The sequence below is a fragment of the Streptomyces erythrochromogenes genome, assembly GCF_040684695.1.
In the GTDB taxonomy this organism is placed as follows: domain Bacteria; phylum Actinomycetota; class Actinomycetes; order Streptomycetales; family Streptomycetaceae; genus Streptomyces; species Streptomyces erythrochromogenes_C.
This window is the reverse complement of the sequence record NZ_JBFBGM010000020.1, coordinates 99,210-113,420: the sequence shown is the minus strand read 5'-3', so window position 1 is coordinate 113,420 and position 14,211 is coordinate 99,210. Positions and strand designations below refer to the sequence as shown.

Below are 14,211 nucleotides of genomic sequence, written 5' to 3'. Positions count from 1 at the left end.
CCATGTGCCACCTGCACGCCTCGTCCGCCCCCGCATGCGCCCGCACCCGACCGGGCATGTTGGGCACATCGGCGGAGGTGATGGCGTGATGGCGGGATTCCGGAGTCTGGCCTACCAGGTGCGCGACGCGCGCAACGACCGGGCCCTGCGGCGCCACTCGCTGCGCCGCTGCCTGGAGCGGTTCGCACCCTACGGGCACCGGGCCACCTGGTGGCACCTGTGCGACCGGCACGGGATCGCCCCCGAGGACCGGGGGGCGGACCCGCTGCGGCTGGTGGCCGCGCTGGAGGAGCTGGAGGACGCGCGGACGGTCTGGCTGGAGTACGAGCGCCAGTTCGCGGAACGGCGCCGGAGGGAGAAGCACCACGGGCTGCGCCGGCCGGAGTGGGCCTGGGGCGGGAGCGGGGACGCGGTGGTGCGCTGCGCGGACCCGTGGGTGCGGCCCGAGGGGGCGCTGGGCGAGGTGCTGCGGCGGCTGGTCCGGGCGCTGGAGTCGGAGCCGGGCACGGCGTGCCCGGTCTGCGGTGACACCGAGCTGCGGTGGCCGGAGGTGGCTCCGGTGGGCCCCTGGGAGGGGGCGCTGGCCTGGGACGGGCCGGTGTGCGCGGGCTGCGGGATCGTGGTGCCGAGACCGGCCCTGGCGGACTTCCCCTCGACGGACGCGGCGTGAGGGCTGCCGGCGGGCCGGTCGTGGTGTCGGTCAACGGGTCGCGCGGCGCCGCCGACGGGCCCGCCGTGCCCATGTCGCCGCAGGACCTGGTGGAGTCGGCGGTACGGGCGGTCGCCGCCGGGGCGGACGAGGTACTGCTGCACCCGCGGACGCCGTGCGGGCGGGAGAGCCTCTCGCCGCGGGTGGTCGGGCCGGTGCTGGAGGCGCTGCGGGGCGCGGGGGCGGGCGTACCGCTGGCGGTGCCGGCGAGCGTCACGGCCGAGCCGGATCCGGCGGAGCGGCTGGCGCGGGTGGGCGCGTGGACGGTCCTGCCCGATCGGGCGGTGGTGTGCTTCGCGGAGCCGGGGGCGGCCGGGCTCGCCGAGGCGCTGCTGGAGCGGGGGGTGGCGGTGGACGCGGTGGCCCCGCCGGGCGGTCCGGCCGGGCCGGAGCCGCTGGAGCGGCTGCGGGCCTGGCTGGTACGGAGCCCGGGCGGCGCCCGCGGCGGGGTCCGGGTGGTGGCCGAGATCGCGGGGGTGCCGGTGGACGGGCCGACGCCCGGGCCGGCCCTGCCGGCCGGTCTGCGCGGGCTGCCGGCGGGGGCGCTGCTGCTGTTCGGGCGGGACGGGGCCGCCTGGCCGGCGCTGCGGCTGGCCGCCCGGTGCGGGACGGCCGCGCGCACCGGCGTGGGAGATGTGCTGCACCTGCCGGACGGGCGCCCGGCGGGATCGAACGCCGAACTGGTGGCGGCGGCCCGGGAACTGCTGCCCCGCCCGGGGGCCGTCAGAGCCGGGAGCCGGTGAGCCGTTCGCCGAAGACGTCGTCCGGGTTGGACAGGGCGCAGGTCTCCATCGAGAGGCAGCCGCAGCCGATGCAGTCCGTCAGGTGGTCGCGCAGGCGGGCGAGTCGGCTGATTCGTTCGTCGAGCTCGGTGCGCCAGGCCTCGGACAGGCGGGCCCAGTCCTCGCGGTTGGGGGTGCGCTCCTCGGGGAGCTGGGCGAGTGCCTCGCGGATGCTGGCGAGCGGGATGCCCACGCGCTGGGCCGCGCGTACGAAGGCCACCCGGCGCAGCGCGTCACGGGTGTAGCGGCGTTGGTTGCCGGAGGTGCGGCGGCTGCTGATCAGGCCCTTGGCCTCGTAGAAGTGGAGCGCGGAGACGGCGGCGCCGCTGCGGGCGGACAGCTGGCCGACGGTGAGTTCGTGGATTTTCTCGGGAATCTGCGGCACCCGGCCGAGGGTAGCCGGAGGTCCGTCGGCACACACATGAGGTCCGTTGACATAGCCATGCGGTCCCAGCATGCTGAGCAAGCGCTTATTCGTCCGTCAGTGGTCCCGCGAGAGACAGGAACAGGCATGGCCGAGCCGAGGGTCTTCACGTCCGCCGAGGAGCTGCACGCCGGGATCGGCGAACCGCTCGGCCCGAGCGGTTGGCTGGAAGTGGACCAGAAGCGGATCGACCTCTTCGCGGACGCGACCGGCGACCACCAGTGGATCCACGTGGACCCGGAGCGCGCCGCGACCGGACCCTTCGGCTCCACCATCGCGCACGGCTATCTGACGCTGTCGCTGCTGCCCAGCCTGGTGCCGCAGGTCATGCGGGTCGAGGGCATGCGGATGGGCCTCAACTACGGCACGAACAAGGTGCGCTTCCCGGCGACGGTGCCGGTCGGTTCCCGGCTGCGCGCCACCGCCGTGATCACGGAGGTCGCGGAGGCGGGCGGCGGCGTACAGGTCACCGCAACGGTGACGGTCGAACGCGAGGGCGGCGAGAAGCCGGTGTGCGTGGCGGAGTCGGTGTCCCGCTACTACTTCTGAGGGCGCGGCCGCGCGCCCACCATGCGGAGCACGAGGTCGGCGTAGAGCGCGCCGACCTCGTCGGGCGTGCGCTGTCCGGCCGCGCTGAACCAGCGGGCCACGTCGATGCACAGGGACAGCACGGCGAGGGTGGTGCCCGGCACGTCGGGGACGTCGAACTCCCCCGCCGCGACCCCGTCGGCGAGGATGCGGCGCACGGCGGCGTCGCTGCGCCGGCGCAGCGTCACGATCTCGGAGCGGTGCTCGGGGGCGAGGGCGTCGAGTTCGTACTGGACCACGCGCGCGGTGGTGTGGTGCGCGGCGTGCCACCGTACGAAGGACCGTACGGCGGCGTCGAGGCGCTCGGCGGCGCAGCCGGGGCCGTCGGCGGCGGTGGTGAGGATCTCCAGCGCCTTGTCGTGCCCGATCCGGCTGATCCGGTGGAGCAGCTCTTCCTTGGTCTTGTAGTGGATGTAGAGCGCGGCCGGGCTCATGCCGGCGCGGCCCGCGATGTCACGGGTGGTGGTGGCGTGGTAACCGCGCTCGGCGAAGGCCTCGACGGCTGCGACGAGCAGCCGCCGTGCGGCGTCCGGGGTGACCTCGGACCACGGCCGGTAGCCGTCGACCGTGTCCTCCGCGCTGTCCATCGCTCACTCACCTCTTCACCGTTCGGGAAAGAACACCCTACAGGGAAGGTGAGCAAGCGCTTAGCGTTCTCGGGTCGGCCGCCGCGGACCGTGCGGCTACTTCGGCGAGAAGGGGTCGTACTCGGCCATCATCTTCTCCATCCTGGCCTGATCCACCCGGCTGACGATCTGCGTGACCTCCTGGCGGTCGCGGATCACCTTGGCGAGGGTGAAGGCCGAGGTGGTGAGGTAGAGGACCGCGATCCCGAGGAAGGCGCGGACCCAGCCGTCGGCGTCCAGGCGGTAGATCCCGACGGCCACGGCCACGAGGGCGATGGCGAAGGAGGCGACGGCCTGTCCGTAGTACGCCCCCGTGCTGTTCTGCTTGACCGGTGTCTCGTTCATGCGTCGAGCATCGGGCGGGCGGCGGGAGAGCACATCCGCGCGCGTACTCATACCGGTACTCAGAAGGCGGAAACCCCGGTGAGGGCACGGCCGATGAGGAGCTTCTGGATCTGGCTGGTGCCCTCGTACAGGGTCGCCACGCGGGCGTCGCGGAGCAGCTTCCCGGCCGGGTACTCGTCGACGTATCCGTAACCGCCGTGCACCTGGAGGGCGTTGTTCGCGGCACGCACGGCGGCTTCGGAGGCGAAGAGCTTGGCGGTGGAGGACTCGGTGGCGAAGGGCCGTCCGCGGTCGATGAGGTCCGCGACCCGCCAGGTCAGCAGCCGGGCCGCGTCCACGTCGACCGAGATGTCGGCGATGAGTTCCTGGACGAGCTGGTGCTGGGCGATCGGCTTGCCGAACTGCTCGCGCCGGGCGGCGTACGAGACGGCCGCGTCCAGCGCGGCCTGCGCGATGCCGACGCAGCCGGCGGCGACCGACATCCGTCCCTTGGCCAGGGCGGACATGGCCACCGAGAAGCCCTTGCCGGCCGGGCCGAGCAGGGCGGAGGCGGGCACGCGGACGCCGTCGAGGACGAGTTCGGAGGTGGCCTGGCCGCGCAGGCCGAGCTTGCCGTGGATGTCGCGGCGCGTGAGGCCGGGGGTGTCGGCCGGGACGAGGAAGGCGGAGACGCCGCGGTGGCCCGCCTCCTCTCCGGTACGGGCGAAGAGCAGCACGACATCGGCCCAGGAGCCGTTGCTGATGAACATCTTGGTCCCGTGCAGGACGTAGGAGTCCCCTTCGCGCACGGCGCGGGTGCTGAGGTTCGCGGCGTCGGAGCCGGTGCCGGGCTCGGTCAGGCCGAAGCAGCCGAGCGCGTCGCCGGAGCACAGGCGGGGCAGCCAGGTGCGCTTGTGCTCCTCGGTGCCCCAGGCGGCGATGGTCTTGGCGACCAGGCCGAGGGAGACGGAGACGATGCCGCGCACGGCGGAGTCGGCGCGGCCGAGCTCCTCGGTGACGAGGACGTAGGAGAGGTGGTCGCCGCCGGAGCCGCCGTACTCCTCGGGGACGGTCAGGCCGAGGAAGCCGAGCGCGCCCAGCTTCTTCACGACGGCCCGGTCCACGCTCTCGGCCCGGTCCCACTCGGCGGCGTACGGGACGATCTCGCGCTCGCCGAACTCGCGGGCGAGCCGGCGTACGGCGCTCTGCTCCTCGCTCAGTTCCAGATTCACCGGGACCTCCTGCGGGCGGGTGACGGATGGCGGGTGGCGGGCGGCATCCGGTGCGCTTTAACTAGCACCGGTAGTTTTTCGGGGGCAGGCTTTACTATGTGGCGCATGGCCAGACCGCGCAAGCCCCTTCTCAGCCGGGACCGGATCGTCGAGGCGGCCGGGGCACTGGTCGACGCGGAGGGGCTGGAGGCGGTGTCGACCCGGCGGCTGGCGGCGGCGCTCGGGGTCAGCGGGCCCTCGCTCTACAACCATTTCCGCACCAAGGACGAGATCCTGGACGCGGTGGCGGACGCGGTGAGTTCGCGCGTCGACCTGTCGATGTTCGACGGCGGTCAGGACTGGCGGGGAGCGCTGCGGGCGTGGGCGCACTCGTACCGGGACGCCCTCGCGGACCATCCCCACATCGTGCCGGTGCTGGCGCGCGGGCCCGGTCGGCGCCCGGCGGGACTGCGGGTGGCGGACGCGGTGTTCGGCGCGATGACGGAGGCCGGGTGGCCGGCGGCGCAGGCGACCCGGATCGGCGCGCTGATGCGGTACTTCATCCTGGGTTCTGCGGTGGGTTCCTTCGCCCGGGGCTTCGTCGACGACCGGGCGGCCTACGACCCCGCGGACTACCCGCACCTGGGCCAGGCCCACCTGCTGGCCGAGCGGCAGCGCGAGGTGGACGAGGGCGCGTTCGAGACGGGCCTGGAGGCGCTGCTGGACGGACTGGCCCTCCAGTACGAGGCGCTGGCGCGCGCGAACCGGGACGACTGAGGCCCGCGCGCCCGGCTCCGGGCCGGGGCCGGTGGGGCTCAGGGCCGGGGCCGGTGGGGCTCAGGGCCGGGGCCGGGCGCGGGGGTCTAGAAGACGACGAGGGAGCGGCCGCCCTTGCCCGCGACCATGGCGTCGAACGCGGCCGGGATGTCGTCGAGGGTGATCCGGTCGGTCACCAGGGCGCCCAGGTCGAGGCGGCCCGCGCGGACGTGCTCGGCGATCACCGGGAGGTCGCGGGCCGGGTCGCTGTTGCCGTAGACGCAGCCGGTGAGGGTGCGGGCGAAGTGGAAGATCTCCAGGGCGTGGAAGGTGACCTGCTGTTCCTTGCCGCCGATGCCGACGACCGTGGTGCGGCCGCCGCGGCGGGTCGACTCCCAGGCGCCGCGGATGGTCTCGGCGCGGCCGACGCACTCGACGGCGACGTCCGCTCCCTGCCCGCCGGTGAGCGCACGGATCTGCTGGGCGGTGGTGTCGGAGGCGAGCACGAACTCGGTGGCTCCGGCCGCCCGCGCCAGCTCCTCCTTGGCCGGTGACACGTCGACGGCGACGACCGGGCCCGCCTGAGCGATCCGGGCGGCCTGCAGCGCGGCCAGGCCGACCCCGCCGACCCCGAAGACGGCCACCGACTCGCCCGGGCGGACCTGGGCACTGTGGTGGACGGCCCCGTAGCCGGTGAGGACGGCGCAGCCGAGCAGGGCGGCCTCGGCGAGCGGGATCCCCGCGGGCGCGGGCAGCACGCAGCCGGCCGCGACGACGGTCTCCTCGGCGAACGCGGCCACGTTCAGCCCGGGGTGCAGCGGGGTGCCCTGGGCGTCGTGCGCGTGGACGTTCCCGACCCCGGCGAGGGCGGTCGCGCAGAGCCAGACCTCGCCGATGGTGCAGTGGTGGCACTTCCCGCAGGACGGGGCCCAGTTGAGCACGACGCCGTCACCGGGGGCGACATGGGTGACGCCCTCCCCGACGGCGAGGACCGTGCCCGCGCCCTCGTGGCCGAGGACGGCGGGCACGGGGACCCGCATGGTGCCGTTGGTGAGGGACAGGTCGGAGTGGCAGACGCCGGCCGCGGCCAGCCGGACGCGCACCTGCCCGGGGCCGGGGTCGGGCAGCACGATCTCCCTGATCTCCAGCGGTGCTCCGACGGCGGGCAGGATGGCGGCGCGGACCATGGGCGTCGTCTCGACTTTCCGGTGCGGGGGCGGATGCGGTGGGATCTGCGGTGGAGACTGCGGCTCAGAACTGCAGCGACTTGGTCTGGAGGTACTCGGCGAGCCCGTGGGGGCCCAGCTCACGGCCCACGCCCGACTGCTTGTGGCCGCCGAAGGGCGCGAGGATGTTGTAGCGGCCGCCGTTGATGTCCACCTGCCCGGTGTCCATGCGGCGCGCGAAGGCCGCGGCCGTCTCCTCGTCCGCGGCCCAGACGGCGCCGCCCAGGCCGTAGACGGTGCCGTTGGCGATGCGCAGGGCCTCCTCCTCGTCCTCGTACGCGAGGATGGACAGCACCGGACCGAAGATCTCCTCCTGGGCGATGGCCATGTCGGGGGTCACGTCGGCGAACACGGTCGGGGCGACGAAGTACCCCTGCTCGTACGGCGCGTCCGGCCCACCGGCGACCAGGCGCGCACCCTCTTCCATGCCCTTGGCGATGAAGCCGCGGACGCGCTCGTGCTGCTTGGCGTTGACGACGGGGCCGACGCGGGTGCCGGCCTCGCGCGGGTCGCCCGTGGGGTGGTCGGCGACGGCGGCGACCGCGAGCGAGACCGCCTCCTCGTACTGGTCCCGGTGGACGAGCATCCGGGTGAGCGCGTTGCAGCTCTGGCCGGTGTTGTTCATGACGTGGCCGACGCCCGCCGCGACGGCCTTGGGCAGGTCGGCCCCGGGCAGGATGACGTTCGCCGACTTGCCGCCCAGCTCCAGCGCGACGCGCTTGACGGCGGCTCCGGCCGTGGCGCCGACCTGCTTGCCGACGGCGGTCGAGCCGGTGAAGGAGACGAAGTCGACTCCCTCGTGGGCGGCCAGGGCCTGGCCGGCGACCGGGCCCGTACCGGTCACCAGATTGAAGACTCCGGCCGGAATCCCCGCCTCGTGCACGGCCTCGGCGAAGAGCTGCGCGGTCAGCGGGGTGTCCTCCGCCGGCTTCAGGACGAGGGTGCAGCCGGCGGCGAGAGCGGGTGCCACCTTTGCAACGATCTGGTACAGCGGGTAGTTCCAGGGGGTGATGGCCCCGACCACGCCGACCGGCTCCAGCAGGACGGTGGAGTTCCCGATGCGCTCCTCGAAGGCGTACGAGGCCGCGAGTTCCACGTAGGTGGAGACGACGGCGATCGACGCGCCGACGTGGACCGCCTTGGCGAAGGGCAGCGGGGCGCCGAGTTCGGCGGTGACAGTCTCGGTCAACTCGCCCTTGCGGGCCTGGAGCGCGTCGCGGAGCGCGCCGATCAGGGCGGCCCGCTCGGCCGGGGGCGTGGCCGACCAGCCGGGCAGGGCCGCGCGTGCCGCGCGTACGGCCGCGTCCACGTCCTCCTCGGTGCCGGCCGGGACCTGGGCGATGACCTGGCCGTCGGCGGGGTTGACGACCTCGATCCGGCCGGCTGCGACGGCGGGCCGCCATGCGCCGTCGATGTACATCCCGTCCTGGGCCTTCATGGCATTCCTCCCGAGTCCGCACATGCGCGTGGATCCACCTCCCCGCCACCCTACAAACTAGCGCCGGTAGTTTTTGGCGGCCAGGGGGCGGCCGGGTCAGATGATGCCGAAAAGCATCCCTGCCGCGAGGACGACGAGGGAGGTGAGGGCCGCCCACTTCACGGTGAACCGGGTGTGGTCGCCGAACTCGACCTTGGCCATGCCGACCAGGACGTAGACGGCCGGAACCAGCGGGCTCGACATGTGCAGCGCCTGGCCGACGAGGGAGGCACGGGCGATTTCCAGCGGGGAGACACCGTGGGCGGCGCCGGCCTCGGCGAGGACGGGCAGGACCCCGAAGTAGAAGCCGTCGTTCGACATGAAGTAGGTGAGCGGCAGGCTGAGCAGGCCGGTGACCAGCGCCATGTGCGGGCCCATGCCCTCCGGGATGGCGCCGACCAGCCAGTCGGCCATGTCCTTGACCATGCCGGTTCCGGTGAGGACCCCGGTGAAGACGGCGGCGGCGAAGACCATGCCGGCGACGTTGAGGACGTTGTCGGCGTGGGCGGCGAGCCGGGCCTTCTGGTCGGGCATGTGCGGGAAGTTGACCGTGAGGGCGAGGGCCGCGCCGAGCAGGAACAGCACCGGGATGGGCAGCCACTCCATGATCATCGCGGTGAGGAGGGCGATGGTGAGGCCGGCGTTGAACCAGTAGAGGCGGGGGCGCAGGGTGGGCCGGTCGGGGTCGAGGCCCTGGAACCCGTCCTCGGGATCGGGCCCGGCGGCGGAGGCAGCGCCGCCGGTGGGGGCGGGGACGGCGGCGGAGGCGGAGGCGGGCGTGGAGGTCGAGGCGGTCGTGGAGGCGGAGGCGGGCGTGGCTCCGGCGGCCGCGCTCGATACCACGGGGCCGGCGGAGACCGTCCGGTCGGCGTTCCCGGCGGCGACCCCGACCAGGTCCTCGTCGGCCTCCACCAGGTCCTCGGGCGCCTTGTGGCCGGGGAGCGCGAGCACTCCGACGCGGCGGCGCTCCCTCAGGCCGAGGACGTACGCCAGGGCGAACACGAAGAGCAGGCCGACCGCGAGGGCCGGGATCATCGGGACGAAGATGTCGGCGGCGTCGAGCTTGAGGGCGGTCGCGGCGCGGGCCGTGGGGCCGCCCCAGGGCAGGGTGTTCATGACGCCGTTGGCCGTGGCCGCGACGCCCGTCATGACCACCAGGCTGAGGCCGAGCCGCTTGTAGAGCGGGTACATGGCCGAGACCGTGATCATGAAGGTGGTCGATCCGTCGCCGTCGAGGGAGACGATCGCGGCGAGGACCGCCGTGCCGACCACGACGCGCATCGGGTCGGCCTTGCAGAAGCGCAGGATGCCCCGGACGATCGGGTCGAAGAGGCCGACGTCGATCATCAGGCCGAAGTAGACGATGGCGAACATCAGCATGGCGGCGGTCGGTGCGAGCTTGCCGACGCCTTCGATGACGTAGTCGCCGAGGTGTGCGCCCTTTCCTGCGAACACGCAGAACAGTGCGGGGATGAGGACGAGCGCCGCGATGGGCGACATTTTCTTCATCATGATCAGGACCAGGAAGGTCGCGATCATGGCGAAGCCGAGGAAGGTCAGCATGGGGGGAAGGTAGGTGCCACCTCCTTGCGCCAACAAGACGTCGGCGCGTGAGCAATACGAGCAAAACCCCAGCTCAGGGCAGGGGTGTCAGCTCGACGGGGAAGGCGTTGAGCACGGCCGTGCCGGAGAGCCGGTCGATGCGGGTGCCGTCGAGCAGCTGGTTGACGTTGGCGCCGGGCGTGGCGGAGGCGACGCCCAGGCGGGCGCCGGCGCGGTCGTGCCCCCAGCCGTGCGGGAGGCTCACCACTCCCGTGCGTACGGCGTCGGTGACCTCGACGGGGACCTCCAGGCTCCCGCCGTCGGCGGCGATCCTGGCCCGTCCGCCGTCGGTGAGGCCCAGCCGGGCCGCGTCCTGCGGGTGGACCTGGAGGGTGCAGCGGTTGGAACCTCCGGTGAGGGCCGGGACGTTGTGCAACCAGCTGTTGTTGGACCGCAGGTGGCGGCGGCCCACGAGCACCAGGGCGGCGGGGCGGTCGGCGAGCGCGGCGCGCAGTCCGGGCAGCTCGGCCGCGATCGGGTCCGGGAGCAGGTCGATCCTGCCGCTGCGCGTCTTCAGTACGTCCGGAAGCCGCGGCCTCAGCGGACCGAGGTCGATGCCGTGCGGCGCCTCCAGCAGGTCGTCGAGGACCAGCTCGTACGGCCCGAGGCGCAGCATCATGTCCAGCCGCCTCTCCGGGCCGGTGCGCCCGGTCAGCCGGCGGGCCTGCTCGGACGGGTCGGCGCCGTGGAGCGGTGAGTGCGGGTCGGTGACGGCCCGGGCGAGGGTGTCGGCGATGACGCGTTCGTCGACGGCCCCGGGCGGGGCACCGTGCAGCCCCGACACGGCGAGGAGCAGGCGCGCGTGGATCTCGCATTCGTCCATCCGGCCTTCCTGCAGGGGGACGGCGGGCGGCGAGTAGCGGGCCTGGTTGCGTACGGCGAAGGCGTTGAACGCGAAGTCGAAGTGCGGGCTCTGCGCGGGCGGTGGCGGCGGCAGCACGACGTGGGCGTGACGGGAGGTCTCGTTCAGGTACGGGTCGACCGAGACCATGAAGTCGAGGCCGGCCAGCGCCCGGTCGAGGCGGTCGCCGTCGGGTGCGGACAGGACGGGATTGGCGGCGATGGCGATCAGGGTGCGGATCCGCCCCTCCCCCGGCGTCTCGATCTCCTCGGCCAGGGCTGCGATGGGCAGTTCGCTCTTGGCCTCGGGGCGGCCGCTGACCCGGCTGTGCCAGCGGCCGACCGTGAAGCCCTTGCCGGGGCCCGCCGGCCCCGGGGCGCGGTCGGTGGCGGAGAGCGGGAAGAGTGCTCCGCCGGGCCGGTCGAGGTTGCCGGTGAGGATGTTCAGTACGTCGACGAGCCAGCTGGCGAGCGTGCCGTGCTCGACGGTGCAGCTGCCGATCCGTCCGTAGACGGCGGCGGTGGGTGCGGCGGCGAGCTCGCGGGCGAGGCTGCGGATCTCGTCGGCCGTGAGGTCGCAGGCGGGTGCGACGGCCTCAGGTGTGAAACTCCCGAGGGCGGCGCCGAGTTCCCCGAGCCCGTCGAGGTGTTCCTCCAGCCTCCCGGGTGCGGCGAGCTTCTCGGCGAGCAGGGTGTGCGCGAGGGCGGCGAGCAGGAGCGCGTCGCTGCCGGGGCGCGGTGCGAGGTGGCGGTCGGCGAGTGCGGCGGTCCGGGTGCGGCGCGGGTCGACGACGACGAGGGTGCCGCCGCGGGCGCGCAGGGCCTTGAGGCGGCCGGGGAAGTCGGGGGCCGTGCAGAGGGAGCCGTTGGACTCGACCGGGTTGGCTCCCAGGAGCAGCAGGAAGTCCGTCCGGTCGAGGTCGGGGACGGGTATGGCCAGGGGGTCGCCGAAGAGGAATCCGCTGGAGACGTGCTTGGGCATCTGGTCGAGCGTGCTGGCGGTGAACAGGTTGCGGGTGCCGAGGGTCTTGAGGAGCAGCGGCGGGTAGAGCGCGCCCGCCATGGTGTGGACGTTCGGGTTGCCGAGGACCACGCCGACGGACTGGGGTCCGTACTGCCCGACGAGGCCGGGCACGGCGGCGGCGACGGCCTCGAAGGCCTCCTCCCAACCGGCCTCCCGCAGCCGTCCGTCACGGCGGACGAGGGGCGTGCGCAGGCGGTCGGGGTCGGCGTCGATCTGCCCGAAGGCCGCTCCCTTGGGGCAGATGAAGCCGCGGCTGAAGACGTCGTCGCGGTCACCGCGGGCGCCGGTCACGGCGGTTCCCTCGATGGTGAGGGTGAGGCCGCAGGTGGCTTCGCAGAGGGGGCAGATGCGCAGGGCGGTGCGGGGCATGGGCCCTCCAGGGCGGCAGGCTGCGGCGCGGGCATGCGGGGCACCGAGCATACCGACTGGTAGGCACGGTGGCGAGGGAGTGCGCGGCACTCCCTCGCCGCGCACTACGGGCGGATCGGGGCAGGGGTGCGGGCGGGGCCGGAGGAGCACCCGGGGGCGCCGGGCGCGGGCTCAGTCCAGTACGCGGGCCAGGTAGGCGTGCATCATCGCGCGGGTCTCGTCGACGATGCCGGGGTCCCCGGCCGGGTCGGTCCGGAAGGCGAGTTGGATGAGCGCGTCGGTGGCCTCGACGGCGACGAGGACCGCCCGCTCCAGCGTGGCGTCGGGGGTCAGGCCGAGGTGCGCGGAGAGCAGTTCGGTCAGGCGGGCGGCGACCTGGTGGTTGGGGTCGCCCTCCGGGTCCCCGGCCGGCGGGGCGGGCACGCCGAAGTCGACGAGCGCGAAGCCGGGAACGCTGCGCTTCATCGCCAGGTACTCGTCCAGTATGGCGTCCACGACCGGCCGCCAGTGGGTGGCGGGGAGGCCGTCGAGACGTTCGGCGATGCCGTCGGCGTAACGGTCCAGGTTGCGGTGGGCGAGGGCGATGGCCATGGCCCGTTTGTTGCCGAAGAAGCGGTAGACGGATCCGATCGGCACGCCGGCACGCAGTGCGACGGTGCGGGTGCTGAGGTTCTCGTACCCGGTCTCGTCCAGCAGTTCGGCGCAGGCGTCGAGGATCCGGGCGAGCCGGTCGGCGCTGCGCTGCTGGATCGGTGTACGGCGCAGGGAGTGGGCGGGAGGCACGGGGTCCATCATGCCGCTCCTCACTTCCGGGTCCGGCGGGGGCCTCGTCAGTTGAGCAGGAGACTGAGGCCCCCGATCGTGTAAATGATCATCAGGGTGAGCAGCGGCAGCTGTCCGGCCACCGCCCGGGCGGGCGGGAAGAGGCGTACGGAGCGGTCGTGGGCGGCGACGACACCGAGTACGTGGCCGGTGACGACAGCGATGACCTGGAGGGCGGCGAGGCCGCCGGGACCCAGCGGTGGAGCGGGTTCGGGGGCGTTGTCAGTGCCGAGTGCCATGATTACTGTGCGTGGTCCTTCGGCTACCAGGAGGGAGAAGTAGTGGGCGATGAGATAGCCGAGGGCGATCGGGACGAGTGAGTGCGCGAAGGCGGTCAGCGGGCCGGGGTGCGGGCCGCTGACGAGGCGGGTGGCAGCGGCGCACAGGCAGTAGAGGGTGGCGACGAGGGCGATGGAGCCGAGCAGTCCGAGGGTGGCCGTGGGGGTGCGGCCGAGGGGGGAGGTCTGGAGGGTGTTGATCCACGAGGGGTTGTCGGAGAAGCCGTCGTAGGCGGTGGATCCGAGCAGGACGCAGACGGTGGCGACGAGTCCGGGCCGCTCGGGCGTCGCGTCGAGTCCGTGGAAGGGGTTGCGGAGGACGAGGTGGCCGTCGTTGCGGCGGCCGAGGGGGGAGAGGCGGGCGAGGAGGCAGGAGTACGCCTCGAAGGCGTCCCCGTCCGCGAACCAGCTCTCGCCGTAGCGGGCGGCGAGCAGCAGTTGGGCGGCGGTGTAGGCGGCGACGGCGATCAGGAGGGTGGTGGTGGATGCGGGATCGGGAGAGACGAGTTCGAGCCAGGTGAAGCCGAACAGTCCGGCGGCGGCGGGCCACAGCCCCAGCCGGGCGGGAAGGGGGTGGTGGCCGGTACCGGGGCGGCGCAGGGCCCTGGAGATCAGGCGGTGCAGGGTGCGCAGCGGGTTGAACAGGCGCCAGACGGGGCCGAGGAGGAGGGAGGCGGGTACGAGCCCGACCCAGAGGAGGACGTAGACGGCGCCGGGAGCGGGGTTGCGGGCGGGGTCGTCGGGACCGAGGAGGAGGTACAGCAGGACGACGAGCGCGGCGGCGAGCCCGAGCCCGCGCAGGGTGGTGCGGGTGGCCGGCGCGTCGGCCGCCCGCTGGAGGGCCGCGGGCAGGGCGAGGCCCGAACGCGCTCCGCGGAAGCGGGAGGTGGACCAGAGCAGGCCGAGTGCCAGGAAGGAGACGAACAGCGCGGCGAAGGCTCCGGCGAACGCGTAGAAGGGAGAGATCGGCAGATCGTGCTGGGATCCGATGCCGTGCGCCAGCGCGGTGACCGGTTCGGCCGGGTGACGGACCACGCCCTGGCCGAGGCCGAGGCCGAGATCGAGGCTGCCGAGGCCGGGGCCGGGGCTGAGGGGGCTCGGGTTCACCGTCGGACCGCCGAACTCGGCGTGCCGCCGCCGGATCGGCCTTGCG

At 73.6% G+C, this 14,211-nt stretch carries 14 protein-coding genes; 4 read left to right on the top strand and 10 right to left on the bottom strand.

Annotation, left to right across the window (positions count from 1 at the left end; genetic code table 11):
- Nucleotides 1–88 precede the first annotated feature (88 nt).
- Both AB0O53_RS26600 and AB0O53_RS26595 read left to right on the top strand, forming a co-directional pair.
- Nucleotides 89–670 carry a hypothetical protein gene (locus AB0O53_RS26600; RefSeq protein ID WP_350998356.1) on the top strand — a complete coding sequence of 194 codons (582 nt, stop codon included), beginning with the start codon at nt 89–91 and terminating at the stop codon, nt 668–670.
- Nucleotides 667–1,452, top strand: coding sequence for a 3-keto-5-aminohexanoate cleavage protein (locus AB0O53_RS26595; protein ID WP_365198773.1), 786 nt, complete (start codon nt 667–669; stop codon nt 1,450–1,452). Before AB0O53_RS26600 ends, AB0O53_RS26595 begins: the two co-directional genes overlap by 4 nt.
- On the opposite strand, the gene soxR is transcribed toward AB0O53_RS26595, so the two are convergent.
- On the bottom strand, nt 1,433–1,876 hold the full coding sequence (gene soxR, locus AB0O53_RS26590; RefSeq protein ID WP_350998362.1) for a redox-sensitive transcriptional activator SoxR: 444 nt from the start codon (nt 1,874–1,876) through the stop codon (nt 1,433–1,435). The two genes, AB0O53_RS26595 and soxR, sit on opposite strands and share 20 nt — an antisense overlap.
- A 126-nt stretch (nt 1,877–2,002) precedes the next feature.
- Between soxR and AB0O53_RS26585 the strand changes: the two genes are divergently transcribed.
- Complete coding sequence (locus AB0O53_RS26585) at nt 2,003–2,464, top strand: MaoC family dehydratase (protein WP_030901938.1); 462 nt, start codon at nt 2,003–2,005, stop codon at nt 2,462–2,464.
- On the opposite strand, the gene AB0O53_RS26580 is transcribed toward AB0O53_RS26585, so the two are convergent.
- From AB0O53_RS26580 to AB0O53_RS26570, 3 genes are all read right to left on the bottom strand, one after another.
- Nucleotides 2,455–3,090: a TetR/AcrR family transcriptional regulator gene (locus AB0O53_RS26580; protein WP_350998366.1), complete on the bottom strand. Its 636-nt coding sequence runs from the start codon at nt 3,088–3,090 to the stop codon at nt 2,455–2,457. The genes AB0O53_RS26585 and AB0O53_RS26580 overlap by 10 nt on opposite strands.
- Nucleotides 3,091–3,186: 96 nt before the next feature.
- On the bottom strand, nt 3,187–3,474 hold the full coding sequence (locus AB0O53_RS26575; RefSeq protein ID WP_350998369.1) for a YiaA/YiaB family inner membrane protein: 288 nt from the start codon (nt 3,472–3,474) through the stop codon (nt 3,187–3,189).
- Nucleotides 3,475–3,533: 59 nt separating this feature from the next.
- The gene (locus tag AB0O53_RS26570) at nt 3,534–4,685 is read right to left on the bottom strand and encodes an acyl-CoA dehydrogenase family protein (protein ID WP_365198768.1); all 1,152 of its coding nucleotides are present in this window, start codon (nt 4,683–4,685) and stop codon (nt 3,534–3,536) included.
- 105 nt (nt 4,686–4,790) lie between these two features.
- On the opposite strand from AB0O53_RS26570, the gene AB0O53_RS26565 reads away from it, so the two are divergent.
- A complete protein-coding gene (locus AB0O53_RS26565) occupies nt 4,791–5,441 on the top strand; it encodes a TetR/AcrR family transcriptional regulator (protein WP_403137720.1) in 651 nt (216 codons plus the stop codon).
- Nucleotides 5,442–5,527: 86 nt separating this feature from the next.
- Here the strand turns inward: AB0O53_RS26565 and AB0O53_RS26560 are convergent, their stop codons facing one another.
- The 6 genes from AB0O53_RS26560 to AB0O53_RS26535 form a co-directional block, all read right to left on the bottom strand.
- A complete protein-coding gene (locus tag AB0O53_RS26560) occupies nt 5,528–6,607 on the bottom strand; it encodes a Zn-dependent alcohol dehydrogenase (RefSeq protein WP_350998378.1) in 1,080 nt (359 codons plus the stop codon).
- Nucleotides 6,608–6,671: 64 nt separating this feature from the next.
- Entirely contained in the window at nt 6,672–8,084 is a 1,413-nt protein-coding gene (locus AB0O53_RS26555) for an aldehyde dehydrogenase family protein (protein ID WP_350998381.1), read from the bottom strand.
- 96 nt (nt 8,085–8,180) lie between these two features.
- Nucleotides 8,181–9,686: a CitMHS family transporter gene (locus AB0O53_RS26550; protein WP_350998384.1), complete on the bottom strand. Its 1,506-nt coding sequence runs from the start codon at nt 9,684–9,686 to the stop codon at nt 8,181–8,183.
- Nucleotides 9,687–9,759: 73 nt separating this feature from the next.
- Nucleotides 9,760–11,958, bottom strand: coding sequence for a molybdopterin-dependent oxidoreductase (locus AB0O53_RS26545; protein WP_365198762.1), 2,199 nt, complete (start codon nt 11,956–11,958; stop codon nt 9,760–9,762).
- 171 nt (nt 11,959–12,129) lie between these two features.
- Nucleotides 12,130–12,750, bottom strand: a complete 621-nt coding sequence (locus AB0O53_RS26540) for a TetR/AcrR family transcriptional regulator (RefSeq protein ID WP_365198837.1) — start codon at nt 12,748–12,750, stop codon at nt 12,130–12,132.
- Between the two features lie 38 nt (nt 12,751–12,788).
- Nucleotides 12,789–14,093: a hypothetical protein gene (locus tag AB0O53_RS26535; protein ID WP_365198834.1), complete on the bottom strand. Its 1,305-nt coding sequence runs from the start codon at nt 14,091–14,093 to the stop codon at nt 12,789–12,791.
- Nucleotides 14,094–14,211 lie beyond the last annotated feature (118 nt).